The 16,399-nt window shown below is 48.9% G+C and carries 13 protein-coding genes; 3 read left to right on the plus strand and 10 right to left on the minus strand.

The genetic code is table 11. From position 1 onward, the window contains the following. Positions 1-19 precede the first annotated feature (19 nt). The 9 genes from H8K36_RS04320 to H8K36_RS04360 form a co-directional block, all read right to left on the minus strand. A complete protein-coding gene (locus tag H8K36_RS04320) occupies positions 20-415 on the minus strand; it encodes a RidA family protein (RefSeq protein WP_186914916.1) in 396 nt (131 codons plus the stop codon). A 53-nt stretch (positions 416-468) separates the two neighbouring features. After that, a complete protein-coding gene (locus H8K36_RS04325; RefSeq protein WP_186914915.1) occupies positions 469-888 on the minus strand; it encodes an acyl-CoA thioesterase in 420 nt (139 codons plus the stop codon). Beyond that, on the minus strand, positions 881-2,071 hold the full coding sequence (locus H8K36_RS04330) for an acyl-CoA dehydrogenase family protein (protein WP_186914914.1): 1,191 nt from the start codon (positions 2,069-2,071) through the stop codon (positions 881-883). The genes H8K36_RS04325 and H8K36_RS04330 overlap by 8 nt, the downstream gene beginning before the upstream one ends. A gap of 3 nt (positions 2,072-2,074) precedes the next feature. Next, positions 2,075-2,929, minus strand: a complete 855-nt coding sequence (locus H8K36_RS04335; protein ID WP_186915735.1) for an enoyl-CoA hydratase family protein — start codon at positions 2,927-2,929, stop codon at positions 2,075-2,077. A 399-nt stretch (positions 2,930-3,328) separates the two neighbouring features. Beyond that, on the minus strand, positions 3,329-3,862 hold the full coding sequence (locus H8K36_RS04340; protein ID WP_186914913.1) for a MarR family winged helix-turn-helix transcriptional regulator: 534 nt from the start codon (positions 3,860-3,862) through the stop codon (positions 3,329-3,331). Beyond that, positions 3,859-4,656, minus strand: a complete 798-nt coding sequence (locus tag H8K36_RS04345) for an SDR family NAD(P)-dependent oxidoreductase (RefSeq protein WP_230404286.1) — start codon at positions 4,654-4,656, stop codon at positions 3,859-3,861. Before H8K36_RS04345 ends, H8K36_RS04340 begins: the two co-directional genes overlap by 4 nt. Positions 4,657-4,658: 2 nt before the next feature. Continuing rightward, positions 4,659-7,052 carry a bifunctional salicylyl-CoA 5-hydroxylase/oxidoreductase gene (locus H8K36_RS04350; RefSeq protein WP_186915733.1) on the minus strand — a complete coding sequence of 798 codons (2,394 nt, stop codon included), beginning with the start codon at positions 7,050-7,052 and terminating at the stop codon, positions 4,659-4,661. 73 nt (positions 7,053-7,125) lie between these two features. After that, complete coding sequence (locus tag H8K36_RS04355) at positions 7,126-8,754, minus strand: AMP-binding protein (RefSeq protein WP_186915732.1); 1,629 nt, start codon at positions 8,752-8,754, stop codon at positions 7,126-7,128. 244 nt (positions 8,755-8,998) lie between these two features. Then, positions 8,999-10,957 carry an alpha/beta hydrolase family protein gene (locus H8K36_RS04360; protein WP_186914912.1) on the minus strand — a complete coding sequence of 653 codons (1,959 nt, stop codon included), beginning with the start codon at positions 10,955-10,957 and terminating at the stop codon, positions 8,999-9,001. Positions 10,958-11,266: 309 nt separating this feature from the next. On the opposite strand from H8K36_RS04360, the gene waaA reads away from it, so the two are divergent. The 3 genes from waaA (at position 11,267) to H8K36_RS04375 (ending at position 15,774) form a co-directional block, all read left to right on the plus strand. Next, positions 11,267-12,541 (plus strand): lipid IV(A) 3-deoxy-D-manno-octulosonic acid transferase, encoded by a 1,275-nt coding sequence (gene waaA, locus H8K36_RS04365; protein WP_186914911.1) that lies wholly within the window; start codon positions 11,267-11,269, stop codon positions 12,539-12,541. A gap of 26 nt (positions 12,542-12,567) precedes the next feature. After that, on the plus strand, positions 12,568-13,473 hold the full coding sequence (locus tag H8K36_RS04370; RefSeq protein ID WP_186914910.1) for a DUF2785 domain-containing protein: 906 nt from the start codon (positions 12,568-12,570) through the stop codon (positions 13,471-13,473). 105 nt (positions 13,474-13,578) lie between these two features. Then, a complete protein-coding gene (locus H8K36_RS04375) occupies positions 13,579-15,774 on the plus strand; it encodes a S9 family peptidase (RefSeq protein ID WP_186914909.1) in 2,196 nt (731 codons plus the stop codon). Positions 15,775-15,854: 80 nt separating this feature from the next. On the opposite strand, the gene H8K36_RS04380 is transcribed toward H8K36_RS04375, so the two are convergent. Further along, complete coding sequence (locus tag H8K36_RS04380; RefSeq protein ID WP_186914908.1) at positions 15,855-16,265, minus strand: hypothetical protein; 411 nt, start codon at positions 16,263-16,265, stop codon at positions 15,855-15,857. Between the last annotated feature and the right edge of the window lie 134 nt (positions 16,266-16,399).

The raw sequence follows: 16,399 nt of genomic DNA on the forward strand, positions 1-16,399 counted from the left end.
CAAAACAGGCGGCGATTACTTAGGCATCAGGCACGATCGCCGTCACTTCAATTTCAACTTTCGCTCTATCTTCGATCAGGGCCATGACCTGCACCGCTGTCATCGTTGGATAGTGTTTACCGATGAGTTCGCGGTAAGCGACGCCAATCTCTTTGTAAGCCGCGACATATTCTTTTTTATCGGTGACATACCACGTCATACGCACGATGTGTTCAGGCTTAGCACCCGCTTCGGCCAATACCTCAACGATATTTTGCAGAGCCTGACGCGTCTGTCCGGCAAAGTCATCGGTATGAAATTGTCCTTGCGCGTCCCAACCTATCATGCCGCTCACACATACTGTACGTCCGCGTGCCGCGATACCGTTCGAGTATCCACGGGGTCTGACCCAGCCTGGCGGTTGTAAGATATCCATTGTTTTCCTTCTTGTCTTTTCAATTCATTCTGTTCTTTATCTGGTCGCACACTTTATGCCACCACATACTTTTGCATTTGTTCGCGCAATATTTCAGGAAAAGCGATCGCTTTTCTTTGTTCCACATGCGCCATCACCAAGACCAATTCAGCACGCAAACGTAAATCTTGCTGCGGACCTAGCATCTTGATTTCGACCGTCACCGAAGCGCGTCCCAATTTAAGGACGCGCAGTTCTGCCGTGAGCTGATCGCCCAAGATGCTGGTTTTGACGAAATCCGTTTCGATATGCACAGTGGGCAGACCGATGTCTTTGACCACATGCATTTCGTGAAAACTCATGCCCAAACCTTGCGCGCACCAATCTTCGACCACACCATTGATCAACTCAAAATAGCGTGGATAAAACACGATACCTGCCGGATCACAATGGGCAAAGCGAATCTGAATCGGCAAGCGAAAAACCTCAGCCATGAACTTTATCCTTGTACTCTTTCAGAAGTTCACGAGCAATAATTAATTGCTGAACTTCAGTCGCGCCTTCATAAATACGTAAGGCGCGAATTTCACGATACAGCCTTTCGACCGGCACTTCACTCATGACACCCATACCGCCAAACATTTGGACCGCTGCATCGATCACTTGCTGCGCACCTTCCGTCGCTTGCATCTTCGCCATGGCCGCCTCTTTTGTCACCTTTTGACCTTGATCGCGTTGCCAAGCCGCGCGATAGACCAACAAAGCAGCGCTGTCGATGGTCGTTGCCATTTGCGCTAACTTCGCTTGCGTCAATTGAAAATCGGCCAGCGTTTGACCAAACATTTGTCGGCTAGTGGCACGAGCTAGCGCTTCATCCAATGCTCGACGCGCAAAGCCAAGTGCGGCAGCCGCAACAGAAGTACGAAATACGTCTAGCGTGGCCATCGCCATCTTAAAGCCCTGCCCACCCTCACCAATACGTTGCGAGACTGGAATTCGGCATTGATTAAAGCGTAAGCGCGCCAAAGGATGTGGAGCAATCACATCGATACGTTCTGCAATTTCGAAGCCCGCTGTATCGGCATTCACGATTAGAGCACTAATGCCGCGTGCACCAGGTGCTTCACCTGTACGTACAAACACCACATAGAAATCGGCGATACCACCATTGGAGATCCAGGTCTTTTCACCGTCGACCAGATAATAGTCACCCGCGCTATCATGCACCAATTGCGCAGAGCACTGCATGGCTGCCACGTCCGACCCCGCTTGTGGCTCAGATAAAGCAAATGCTGAAATCAATTCACCCGCAGCGACTTTCGGTAAATAGGCTTGCTTTTGCGCCTCAGTGCCAAACAAACTAATGGCGCCGCTTCCCAAACCTTGCATAGCGAAAGCAAAGTCTGCGAGGCCAGAATAGCGCGCTAAGGTTTCACGCAAAATACAAATAGAACGGGTATCGATGACATCCACTTTACCGCCATACGCCATACCGCCTATCGCGTATCGCAACCAATCGGCTGAACCTAATTGCTTGACCAAATCACGACAAGCTTGATCGACATCGTGGCCATGTCCTCCTTGAATATGCTTAGCCGCCCAAGCATCCAGCTCAGCTTGCAAACTACGATGCATGTCATCAAAGAAAGGCCAAGCTAAATAGCTATGATCTGCCATGATTTAATCGCCTTCAAATTCTGGTTTTTGTTTATTGACGAAAGCGTGGTAAGCGCGATGAAAGTCATTGGTCATCATGCATATCGCTTGCGCTTGTGCTTCAGCATCGATTGCTTGATCGACACCCATGTCCCACTCTTGATGCAACATTTTCTTGGTCATGGCATGGGCAAAAGTCGGGCCTGAGGCTAAATTTTGAGCGTAAGCCTGCGCTTCACCTAAGACCGATTCCGGATCAACTAAGCGATTGAAAAAGCCCCAACGTTCAGCCTCTTCACCTGACATACTGCGACCGCTGTACAGCAAATCCGAGGCGCGTCCTTGCCCAATAATACGGGGCAAGATGGCACAGGCGCCCATATCACATCCAGCGAGTCCGACGCGAGTAAATAGGAAAGCCGTTTTACTGCGCACGGTACCAAAACGGATATCCGAGGCCATCGCGATAATCGCACCAGCCCCAGCACAGATACCATCGACCGCAGCAATCACTGGCTGTGGGCAAGCACGCATGGCTTTGACCAAATCCCCGGTCATCTGCGTAAAGCGTAACAAGCCTGGCATGTCGAGCTTAGTTAAAGGTCCGATGATTTCATGAACGTCACCGCCAGAACAAAAGTTCTCGCCGGCGCCACTGATCACGATCGCTTTGATGTCGTCAGCAAAACACATTTGTCGAAACAGATCACGCAGCTCGGCATAAGAATCAAAGGTCAGCGGATTTTTCCGCTCTGGCCGATTTAGGGTAATGTTCGCGACTTGCCCCGTCACAGAATACGCAAAATGTTTGGCTTGAAAATTCGCCAAAGTCACATGATTGCCTGCGAGAGAACTCGCTTCACCAGATAAATATTTCATCATCTCTTCACAATAATAGGACTTACGCAAAACAGACGCTGGCGTTGTTGTGTTCGCCTCGCCGTGCTAGCGCACTGTCTTCAGCTCCACGCCTAACCAGCACAATTTTGCGTAAGTCCTTAATAAAATAAGGCTGACGTAAGTTTGCACTCGTGAGCAACTTCATCGCATAGCCCGAATAAAAAAACCATGTAACACTCCTACCATCCGTCAAAAAGTGCCCATACATCTGATCACACTGTGACACTCTTTGCAAAAAAGAACGCTGTTGGGAGGAACTCCATTCTTCCAAAATCGCAGGTCTTGCGTGTTACATGGTGTAAAACCCCAACGCTAGTTCGAATCACATGATAAAACGATCATGAATTCCAACCAACGTCACCATTCTAAAATAAAGCCCTAAACGCCGTCTTGCGTTGACGCAGAACCCTCATCTGCTTGTGCCACAAACTGTGACTTCAAACCGGACAACATCTCTATCATGGCCGCCTTTTGTTCTGGAGCCAATGCCGCTAACAACTCATCAACCCAAGCCTCGTGCACGCGCGCCATTCGTTCAAAGGCTTTACGCCCAGCTGCAGTGAGTTTCACGCTATAGGCGCGACGATCTTTGTGATCTGGTACACGCACCACCAACTCTTCTTGCTCTAACTGATCAGTAATGCCTGTGATATTGCCACCTGTGACCATCATGCGTTTGGATAATTCCCCCATACGCAAACCCTCAGGATGACGCTCCAGCTGAGCCATCAAGTCAAAGCGTGGCAAGGTAATATCAAACTCCGCGCGCAGGCGGTTGCGTATCTCGTTTTCAATCATGACGGTGGTCGACAGCATACGTAACCACAATTTCAAGGATTGATGGTGATCTTCACGTAGGCGCGTTTCCAGATCGAGTTGCTCGCGGTTGTGGCCATCTTGATGTTCACTCATGACATCACCTCACCGCCAGCGATCGCGATCGCCTGCCCTGTCTGCGACTGGCTTGCAGGCTGGCATAGCCACAGTACTGCATCGGCCACTTCTTGCGGTTGTATTAGACGTTTCTGTGGATTGCCTGCGGCAAGTTCGGCACGTGCTTGCTCCTCGGTGCGTCCCGTTTTTTGCATGATATTGCTGATCGCCTGTTTCACGATGTCGGTTTCTGTATAACCAGGACAAACCGCATTAACCGTGACGCCCTTACTCGCCACTTCCAAGGCCAAAGAGCGCGTTAAACCAATCACACCATGCTTGGCCGCACAGTACGCTGCGACGTAGGCATAGCCTTTGAGACCTGCCGTGCTCGCCACGTTGACGATACGTCCCCAACCACGTTCTACCATTGCAGGGAGCGCTTGCTGGGCACAAAAGAAACTGCCACTGAGATTGACCGATATCAGCGTTTGCCATTGTTCTTCACTCGTTTTTAAAAATGGAGCGGAACTCGCTTGACCTGCGTTATTGATCAAGATGTCAATCTCGCCAAAACCTGCTCGCGCCTGCGTAAAACCAGCAAGCACCGACGCAGATTGACTCACATCCATCGTCACCGATTGCACCTCGCCATAGGCGCGCAGGGTCTCTACTGCCGACTGCAAATTAGCCTCATTGCGACCACTGATACTGACGCGAACGCCTTGCTGCAACAGTGTTTGGGCGATGGCATAGCCGATACCCGTGGCACCACCAGTCACTAAGGCATGCTTACCAGTTAAGCGATGAGGCATGAGCTCTTCTGTATTCATGATTAGCCTTCCAATAATTTGGCTGCAATTTCTTGCGGACTCATCGCACGGCTCGCCGCAGCAATTTGTCGTTCACGTTCTAGATTACGTTCTAGCTGCAATTTGCCGGCAATGTATTGCTTAGGCCAATTGATATCGGTAAATCCCAATTTCGCTGCTTCGTGCAAAGTCCAAGCGGGGTCCGCCAAATGCGGACGCGCTACGGCGCATAAATCGGCACGACCAGCGGCGATAATGCTATTGGCATGGTCCGCTTCAAAGATAGCGCCGACGGCGATGGTGGCAATCTTTGCCTCGTTTCGTATGCGATCCGCGAATGGTGTTTGGAACATGCGTCCATAAACGGGTTTTTCTTGTTTACTCACCTGCCCTGATGAGCAGTCAATCATATCGGCTCCCGCCTGCTTGAAAAGCTTGGCGATCTCAACGGCGTCGTCCGGCTTAATGCCACCTTCGACCCAATCATGCGCCGAAATCCGAACTGAAATTGGTTTCGATGCGGGCCACACTTGGCGGATAGCGGCAAACACCTCCAAAGGATAGCGGCAACGATTTTCCAAAGAGCCGCCATACTCATCTTGGCGCTGATTCGTTAATGGCGAAATAAAACTCGATAAGAAGTAGCCATGCGCACAGTGCAACTCTAACCAATCGAAGCCCGCTTTATCAGCACCGATGGTCGCCGACACGAAGTCTTGCAATACTTGTTGCATCTCTTCGCGCGTTGCTGCGCGAGCCGTCTGCGACACCCCCGCTAAATACTGCTGGGCTGAGGCCGAAATCAAGGGCCATGCGCCTTCGTCCAATGGTTGATCGATACCATCCCAAGCCCGTTTCGTCGCGCCTTTCGCGCCCGCATGCCCAAGCTGAACTGCGATTTTGGCATCGCTATTGGCATGCACGAAATCGACGATGCGTTTCCAAGCAGTTGTATGCTCCGGCTTATACAACCCAGGGCAAGCAGGTGTAATACGTCCTTCGGCGGAGACACAGGTCATCTCGGCGAACACCAAGCCTGCACCACCCATCGCCCTACTTCCAAGGTGAACTAAGTGATAGTCGCCGGCCACACCGTCAAGTGCCGAATACTGTGCCATTGGTGACACCACGATACGATTGTTCAACACCACATCACGGCACTTAAATGGGGTGAACATCGGCGGAATTGTTTGCTTGGTTTTCGGCATCGGCATGCCAGCCTGGCGGAAGGCATGTTCCGCGATCCATTGCTCGAAACTACGCACATAATTCGCGTCCCGCAATTTCAAGTTTTCGTGCGACAAGCGCTGGCTGCGTGTGAGCATCGAATACGCAAACTGCGGTGCTTCCATTGCGGTATAGCGGTCGACGTTTTCAAACCATTCCATGGAATTGCGCGCCGCGCTTTGTATCTTTAAGACTTCAACCGAGCGCAATTCTTGATAAGCATCCATCACTGCCGTAATACCATCGGCTTGGTGACGCGCGAAACATTCACTCAACTCAATCGCGTCTTCCAACGCCAACTTCGTTCCAGAACCAATAGAGAAATGCGCGGTATGCGCAGCGTCGCCCATCAACACCACGGGCACCGTTTTGCCTTGCACTTGCAAAGGATGTACCCAACGCTTACAAATGATGCGAGGGAATTTGATCCAACTGGCGGATCCGCGCAGATGAGACGAATTACTCATCAAGGCATTGCCATCGAGGTATTTGGCGAATAGCTTTTCACAAAAAGCGATCGCTTGTTCCTGCGACATTTGATCCAAACCGGATTTCAGCCATACTTCCTCAGGTGTCTCGACAATGAAGGTCGCGGTATCACCATCGTATTGGTAAGCATGCGCTTGGAACCAGCCGTGCTCGGTTTGTTCAAAGGCGAACGTAAATGCAGAGAACAGTTTCTTGGTGCCCAACCAAACGAAACGGCATTTGCGTGTATCGATATCGGGTTGAAAGGTGTCGGCGTAACGCGTGCGGATACGGCTATTCAAGCCGTCACTCGCAATCACTAAATCCGCTTCATATTGCACCGCCAATGCTTGCTCATCCTGGACATCGGTTTCAAACACCAATTGCACGCCGAGCTGTTCACATCGTTCTTGCAGAATATTCAGCAAGCGCTTACGGCCGATGCCGCAAAAACCATGTCCGCCGGAAGTGACGACCTGCCCTTTGAAATGGACATCAATATCATCCCAATGATTAAAGGCCTGCAAGATGGTCTTCGCAGTTGGCTCATCCGCTTTCACCAAATTACCCAAAGTTTGATCTGAGAACACCACCCCCCAGCCGAAGGTATCGTAAGGGCGATTACGTTCAATCACAGTAATACGATGCGCAGGATTTTGCTTCTTCATCAGTAAGGCAAAATACAAACCTGCTGGGCCGCCACCGATACATAAGATATTCATCGCTTGGTCTTTGTTGTGCACTTTATCGTTCATTTCATTTTTCTTTCAAACATCTGCGCAAAAAGCAGCGAACTCAAGCACCAGCTTGCTTTAATTTGAAACGCTGCACTTTGCCCGTTTCCGTGCGTGGTAAGGCGTCGCGGAACTCGATGGCACGTGGATACTTGTAAGGAGCGACATTGCTTTTCACATAGTCTTGCAGCGTCTTCACCAATGCATCGCTGGCTTTAGTGGCATCACGTAACACCACAAAAGCTTTTACGATTTGGCCACGCTCTTCGTCTGGCAGCCCGACGACAGCGCATTCAGCCACATCAGGATGCTTCAACAAAACCTCTTCCACTTCTGGCCCCGCGACGTTGTAGCCGGCAGTAATAATCATGTCATCGGTACGGGCGCGATAATGGAAATAACCATCGGCATCCATCTCATAAGCATCGCCTGTCAAATTCCAACCTTGGTACACATAATTCTTTTGACGTTCATCGGCCAAATAGCGGCAACCTGTCGGCCCTTTGACCGCGAGTCGACCAATGACACCAGCGCCAGCAGGCTTGCCTTCCTCATCCAATACGCAAGCTTGATAACCTGGGATGGCTTTACCTGTGGCACCGGCACGTGCATCTGTGCCAGCAGCAGAAATAAAGATATGCAACATCTCAGTCGCACCGATGCCATCGATCATCACAAGGCCAGTCGCAGCCTGCCAGGCTTCGCGCGTTGCGACTGGCAACGCTTCACCGGCGGACACCGTTTTCTTTAAAGACTGCAAAGAAAACTGCGGTACGAAGGACAGCATCTGGCGGTAAAAAGTGGGAGCGGTAAAGCAGATACTGGCTTGATACTCCTCGATCGCTTTCAACAGGGTTTCTGGCGTCAATTTTTCGAGCAAGACTGCGGTGGCGCCTATGCGCAGCGGGAACAGTAGCAGTCCACCTAAACCGAAAGTAAAGGCGAGCGGCGGCGTACCAATAAACACGTCATTCACTTGAGATTGCAAAGTCGAGCGCGGGAAACAATCGCAGATCGCCAAAACATCACGATGAAAATGCATGGTGCCCTTAGGCATACCCGTTGTGCCCGAGGTAAAACTGATCAAACAAACGTCTTCAGCGGCGGTATCGACTGCGCTGAATTGGCTCGACTTGTTCGCCATTAAAGTATCGACGCTGTTTTCTACATCAGTATTGAACAACTTCACTTGCTGTAAGACCGGGCTCAAACTCTGCGCCGCATTTAGCTCTTCATGCAGTGCCGCGGAACAAAGGGCTGCAGTAATTTGGGCTTTATTGATGATGACGCTCAGTTCTTTAGCCCGTAGCAAGGGCATGGTCGGCACGGCGATACAACCGACCTTCCACACCGCCAAAATGCAAGCTGCCATCATAGGATTATTGGCGCCACGCAGAAGCACACGGTTACCCGGCACGAGATGCATATCATCGACTAAGACGTGTGCGATCTGATTGACCTTGGCAGTCAGTTCCGCATACGTCCATTGCGTATTCGCGCTGCGAATCGCAAGCTTGTCTGCAAACCCCTTCTGCACCATTTCTTCCAGAAAAGCAGACGCACAATTGATACGTTCAGGATATTGCAGCTCAGGCAAAGAAAAAATCAGCTCAGGCCATTGCTCCACCGGTGGCAGATGCTCAAAGGCAAAGGTATCGACATGAGCTGAAACAGGAAAACGAGGGGCCATCAAGATGTCTCCACAATCTGGGTTGGCGAATAGAGTTCGGGCTGTCTCAAACATGAATGCTGCGCCCCAGAAAAATACTTTAAACCTAAACTATTTATTAGTAAAGCAATTTACCACTTCTCGATGAAAGAATGCAAAAATGTCCTTCCAGATGTATCTCGCTTGATTTTAAGCAATAAAAAGCCGAGACCACGAACAAGCGTCTCGGCTTTGTTGATGAAGTTGGCAATTTTCTACGCCAACATTACTTTCCTATCGATTTCTCTAAGAATTTCTCAGCTTTCTTCCAAAAATCGATACGCGTTTGTGACAAAACCCAACTATGGCCTTCGTCGTTATACTGTATCCATTCGACATTGGGATTCGTCTTTTTGATTTTGGCATAGAAATTTCGGCCATGCTCAATCGGCACACGGTGATCTTCAACACCATAGGCCAACAAGACGGGTTGCTTGATCTGATCAGTCAGTTCTACAGGCGAAGTTTCAATCAATTGCTTCGCGTCCGTCACCGGATCTCCGACCATGACAGGCATACCATATTTTTGCCATAACTCAGATGCATCATTACTCCAACTCGATTGATACATGAGGCGAAGATCAGTTACACCAACCCAACTAACACCACATTGGAACAACTCAGGATTCTTTGCTAAACCCATCAAAGTCGCGTAACCACCATAGCTTGCACCAGCAATACAAATACGCTTTGGATCGGCAATACCTTGTGCAATTGCCCAACGGGCACCTTCCGCAATATCGTCTTGCATTGCGAGGCCCCACTGCTTCCAACCGGCCTGAAAATGTTTAAAACCAAAGCCTGTACTACCACGGAACTCGGGTTCCAAGACAGCATATCCGCGAGACGCTAAAAATTGCACTTCTGAGTCCCAGCCCCAACTAGAACCGCGCATGTATGGACCACCGTGCACCAATACGATCATTGGCAGATTCTTTTTTCCGCCTTGCGGCAAAGTCAAATACGCAGGAATCTCTAGCCCGTCCTTGGACTTGTAGCGAATCATGTCTTGCATCGCCATTTTGGTTGCATCGATCGCAGGACGCGACGAACCGATCAATTCAAGCTTCTTCGCCTCAATGTCATAGGTCAAATATAAAGATGGTTGCACATCCGAGTATGAACGCACGAGAACCGTCTTAACTAGACCAAAGCGTGGGATCGAAATAAGATTGATTGTTGCAGGCAAAAGTGCATCAACGGCTGCCTGAATGTTCTTCATTTGCGGATCGAGCCACAGTGTGGTGTAAGCATCGTTCTCGTAACGAATGCCGGTAATTTTCCCTTTAGCCAAATCACCAATCAAACTACCGCTAAAATCGTAACCATCGACTGCCACAACTGGATTTGGATCAGTCTCATTTTTGTCGAGATCAAACCGATAAAGAGCAGTCTTGTCCGTATTGAGTCGATCAAGCACATACAAAGTTCCATCAACGCCAAAATCAAATGGCGTGAAATTCGATCCTCCAAAAGTCTTTGATTCCGCAATTACCTTCCATTGATCTGACTTTGGATCTCGATACCAAATCTGCTCAACCCCAGCGTCTTGTGTCACCGTGATCCTCGGTTGCCCTTTGTGATCAATCATCCAAAAATGTGACTTACCTGGACGACGGAAGGTCTCAACCGATCCTGTTCTTGTATTCACACGTTTGAGTTGCATGGCTTCGATGTCATAAATCGCATTAAACACAGGCTCTACCACGAATACACTTTCTGAGCCTGGGCTGTCATCCACCTCAAGAAATGAATGAAAACCCGAGAGGGCCTTAGACTTAATCGAGGAGACCGCTGTGGAATCTGGAACCCATATTCTTTCAATCAAAGTTCTTTCTTCGGAACCATCCATATTGATGGCAAACAGCCCTGGAAAATAACGCTGCTGCCCAATCGCTTTCTGTTTATCAGAGGTACTGTAAACCAGACGTTCATTATTAACCCAGTGAAAATCGCCGATGTCAGCATTGGAAAACCCACCAATTACACGCGGCTGTTTGTTAGCAAGACTCATCGTCGCTAACTGCACTCGACCATTCTTGGTTGCCACCAGCATTCCTAGTGTTTTTCCATCGGGGGACATCGTCACTCGATCAATTGTGGCGTTTTGAAAGAAAAGCTCAGGTTGAAGTTTTTCTTGTGCCTGTGCCGCGTTTGGGCTCACAAGCATTAGCGCGAGGCTCATTGCGCTGGAAACAATCAATAGCACTGTTGATCGCAGTAAAAAAAGGAAATCCATAATCAATTAAAAAATATCAAAAAAACATTATAACAAAGCTGGTCCTCGATATCCGCTAAACAATTAATTTTCATTCATCGAAATGAAGAGATTCTGTTCTCGAGCACAAAGTCACGCGCCTTGACAAGGCATATCTCTCTGAAAAGCATTCTTGAAAACAACGAATTCTTCTCTGGAAATACCTTGATTTAAGGTATATTCAACACCTATCGAACAAACTCTCAGACAGAAACGCTCTGTCGCTGACTTTCTTACATGCGCCTCATTTACTCACTTGCTTGGTCTTTAGCACTTCCCTTTGTACTTTTACGTTTATGGATTCGCGGCAGACAAGAGCCTGGTTATCGTCAGCATATTGCTGAGCGCCTCGGGTTTTATCCGTCTTGCTCGAACAAAAAGAGAATTTGGGTGCATGCGGTGTCCGCTGGGGAAACACGTGCAGCAGAACCCTTGGTCAGAGCCTTGCTAGCGCAATATCCAGAGCATGACATTTTGTTGAGCCATATGACTCCCGTTGGGCGCAGTACTGGCAAAATCTTATTTTCCAATGTCGAAGAACGCATTACCCAAGTCTTCGTGCCCTACGATATCAATTGGATGATTCGACGCTTCTTGCGTCATTTCAAACCCAGCATTTGCGTGCTGATTGAAACTGAGGTGTGGCCGAATTTGATCGCCCAATGCAAAGCCGCGCAGGTGCCAGTGACTTTGGTCAATGCGCGTTTATCAGAGCGCTCACTGCGCAAGGCGCAACGCCTGTCTTCCCTATTCGTGCAAGCAGCCGATGGCATCGATTATGTGGCAGCGCAATCCGGGCCCGATGCGGAACGTCTTGCCACTTTGGGCGTCAAGCATTTCTGCATCACGGGCAATATGAAATTCGATGTCACACCGCCGCCGCATATGGCTGAGCGCGGTGCAAAACTGCGCAGTTATTTTGATCATCGGCCTGTCTTCATATGTGCCAGTACGCGCGAAGGCGAGGAAACGCTGATCCTTGATGCCTTCATGAAATTAGATTTGCCGCGCGCTTTACTGATTATCACGCCGCGGCATCCACAACGTTTTGATTTAGTCGCATCGCAAATCGAACAACACAACTTGCGCTATGTCAGACGTTCAAGTTTAGATCTCGACGCCGACGAATTACCTATCCCTGAGAATACACAAATCCTACTCGGCGATAGCATGGGTGAAATGTATATGTACTACGCGGCCAGCGATCTCGCTTTTGTCGGCGGCAGTTTGGTACCGCTCGGTGGACATAATTTGATCGAAGCATTTGCCATGGGCAAAGCGGTACTCACTGGCCAACATACGTTTAATTTTTCGGAAATCACAGAACAAGCGATCGCCGCCAATTGTGCGGTACGCACCCTGCATGCGGAAGATATGCTCAAACAGGCACAGAAATTACTCGACAGTCCCGACACCCGACGAGTGATGGGGCAAACGGCCTATGCTTTCTTCCTGAAGCACCAAGGTGCAACACAACGTACCATGCAAGCAATCCAAGGTTTTATTCGCTAAAACGAGAACATACACTGGAGCCAAGAATGCCGACAAGACTAATCCTGTCATTACTCGTCTTCGGCACTCTTGCCTTTCCAGATTCAGCATGGAGCGCCGAACCATGCTCACCTTTGGGCATGAAGCCCCAAGCGCTCAAAGAACTACGTCAGCAACAATGGCAGTTGAGCGATCACCGGCAGCGTCAGCAACTTGCCAAGGCCATGCTTGCCTGTCTTGCTAGCCCAGACCCGATAATGCGCGATGAAATCGCCTTTGAAAGCCTGTCATTTTGGATGCGTGGTAAATTGCTCGACGTGGACACCATTCGCCACATCTCTGAACAATTACAGCAGCAACTGAGCACAAATCAAATCACCAAGCATCACGATTTTGCGCGCCCATTCGCAGCGTTAGTGTTGGCGGAGGTAGCCAGAGTGGATCGCGTCACTCCATTCATGACGGAACTCGAACGCAACCATATGGTGAAGCAAGCGGCGACCTTTTTGAGCACCGTCAATGACTATCGAGGTTACGATGAAAAACAAGGTTGGCGGCATGGTGTGGCTCATGGTGCAGATTGGATGTTGCAGTTGTCACTCAACCCTGCACTAACCGCAGCACATCATCAACTCATGTTGGAAGCGCTCGCCACACAGATCAAGACCGATCAGCATTTTTATCAATACGGCGAAAGCGAACGTTTAATGATGCCGGTATTGTATTTGGCACTGCGATCTCCTATCGATCAAGCTGCATGGCAACAGTGGTTTGAAATGCTTCTTCAAACCGAACTCGATCTGAAGAAAACCACACAAAAGAGTCTAGCACGTCGACACAATCTACAAGCCTTCTGCAACGTTCTGTATGTGAATGTCCAAGAAAGTAAAAAGGCAGAGTTGCAAGAAAAACTGCTACTCCCCTTGATTAGCACTATAAAAAAATTGAACTAAACTGTGCCATTTCAGTCATAAAATGTCGGCTAAACGCTTGATTTAACAATAAAAGAATTTAATTTCGTCTACCCAGAACCTCAAGAAAAAATATTTGGAGGAAACATGTTGAAACACACTTTTAAACTGAGTCTAGTCGCAGCAACGATCTGCAGCGGACTCTTTGCAACGGCGGCTTTTGCGGGTGACGGCAAGCTCAGCTTGGAAATGTTGTATCACCCGAAAGAACGCATCAATTTTAGCCCCGCGCCCTTAACGCGTTTGTCTTGGGACAATCAAAATCGTTTGATTGAGTCTAAGGTCAATAAAGGCTCTGCCGAGTTGTTCGTGGTGAATCCAGCGACATGGGAAAAAACCGCCTTACCAGCTGACGGCAATGTTTTAAGTATCTTGAAGGCAGCTAAGATCGACGAGAAAGAAGTCAGCAAATTGGCTGACCAACTCAGCGCTCGCATCAAGCCTGAAAACAAGTCCTATATCTTTACCTACAAAAATGATATTTGGTTGTTAGACTTAGCAGCGAATAAAGCACGCGCTTTGACGAACACGCCAAATGTGCAAGAAGACGAAGCTCTGCTCTCACCAGACAACAAATCCGTTGCCTACCTTAAAGGCAATGATATGTACGTGACTGACGTCGCCACTACCAAAGAGACACGGTTAACCACCGGTGGTAGCGAAACCGTTTTCAATGGTCGCTTGGACTGGGTCTATCAAGAAGAAGTGTATGGCCGCGGTGACTTCCGCGCTTTCCGTTGGGCACCTGATTCCAAAAAACTCGCTTTCTTGAGTTTTGATGAAACGAAAGTGCCTGTCTACACTTTAGCTGGCGATCACGCACAACCGGTCAAAACAGACCGCACACGTTATCCAAAAGCGGGCGATCCAAATCCGATTACTAAACTTGGTGTGGTTGATCTCAAAGGTAAGATCAGTTGGACGCAAGACCCGTATCCAGGCAAAGAGACTTTAATCGTACAAGTCGACTGGACACCCGATGGTCGCTTGATGGCCTCATGGCAGGACCGTGTACAAACATGGTTAGACCTGCGTATCTATGATGCCAAGCTTAATAGCAAAGCGGTGGTAAAAGAAACCAGCCCAGCTTGGACTGAACGTCTGCCGTTACCGCACTTCTTGAAAGACGGTAGCTTCTTGTGGGAATCTAGCCGTACTGGCCATCACCACATCTACCACTACGACAAAAATTTCCAATTGGTCAAAGCAATCACGCAAGGCGATTGGGATGTGCGTAGTGTGCAAGGTGTCGATGAAGTGAAGGGCCGAGTCCTGTTTTCCGCCAACGAACGTAACCCTATAGGTAACGACGCGTACAGCATCAACTTCGATGGCAGCAATATGAAGCGCCTGACCGAAGAAAAAGGTTCACACATGGTGCGCTGGAACAAAACTTTTACTCACTTCCTCGACAGCTGGAGCAGTCTGACGCAAACCCCAAAACAAGCACTGTTCACGGACGAAGGTACACAAGTAAAATTGGTCGACAATGCAGGTGAGCCAGAGAAGTTCAAAGCCTTGCAATTGGCCACAGTTAAGCAGCAGCAAGTGAAATCACGTAATGGCTTCCCGATGGAAAGTCTTTTGTTCTTGCCGCCGAATTTTGATGCAAGCAAAAAATATCCTGTGTATCAACACTTGTACGCTGGCCCGATGGCACCGCAAGTACGTGATCAATGGAGCACCAATTTGTACTACCACTTCTTGGCACAACAAGGCTATGTGGTGTGGATCCTCGACAATCAAAGTGCAAGTAACAAAGGTGTTTCTAGCGCTTGGCCAATTCACAAAAAATTGGGTCAATTAGAGTTGCAAGATCAACTCGATGGTTTGGATTGGTTGCGTCAGCAAGGTTGGGCGGATATGGATCGCATCGCTCTCAATGGTTGGAGCTATGGTGGATACTTCACTTCCTACGCCATGACCCATAGCAAAGCATGGAAAGTGGGCTTTGTTGGTGCACCTGTAACCGATTGGCGTTTGTATGACAGTATCTACACTGAGCGCTATATGGGCTTGCCACAAGAGAATGCAGAAGGCTATGACAAAGGCTCTACTTTGAAAGCAGCGCAGGACTTGAGCGGCAAGATTCTGATCATGCACGGCACCATGGATGACAATGTTCATCCACAAAACAGCATCATGCTGATTGATGCTTTAGCCAAAGCGAATAAAGAATACAGCTTGCAACTCTACCCCGCGCAGGGCCACGGTGTAGTTGATCCTTGGTTGAATTGGTCGTTACAAAAAACCAAATGGAAGTTCTTGCAAGAGAATCTGTAATACCCTCAGTCTCAATAAAAAAACCGACGGCGAAACCCGTCGGTTTTTTTTGCGCAAATCACATTGTGATGTGAGAAGGCTCAAGCGTATATGCACAAGAAGAAGTTGGAACCACCTTTGGAATTTTTATACAAGTCAATGAATTGCGTTTGTAAATTGATCGACTTGCCTACAAATTGTTTAAATGCGCTGGTGACATCAGTCGGTGGCAAGGGAATGATTCGCCCACTATTTCCATTGCTGTAGTCATGAGTGTAAAGCGGTGAGCTTGTGCTGCCGTTCACCGCAGCCACCACCACTTTATCGTCGACGTAAGTATTGCCTGTACCGTCAGCGCTTCCACACAGAACGAACTGTGTGGCGTTTGCTGGAATTGGGAGGTTATAGTCGGTAGAGCTGTAAAAAATATCGTTAGGCCCTGGTGTGCCTGAAGCACGAGCTTCACGTTTGGTTGCCAATTGCAATGCGCTAATCAAAGTCTTCGTCGTCATTTTCGAACTCCATTCATTAAGAAAGTGGCGGTGCACATGCGGCATCACAGCGCGCTGCCGATGCCAATCACTTGCAAAACCGCCGATCAAAAAAGATGGTCATTGAATCTCTACTTCAACCACCATTGCCAGCC

Source organism: Affinundibacterium nitidum (genome assembly GCF_014284155.1).
GTDB lineage: Bacteria > Pseudomonadota > Gammaproteobacteria > Burkholderiales > Burkholderiaceae_D > Undibacterium > Undibacterium nitidum.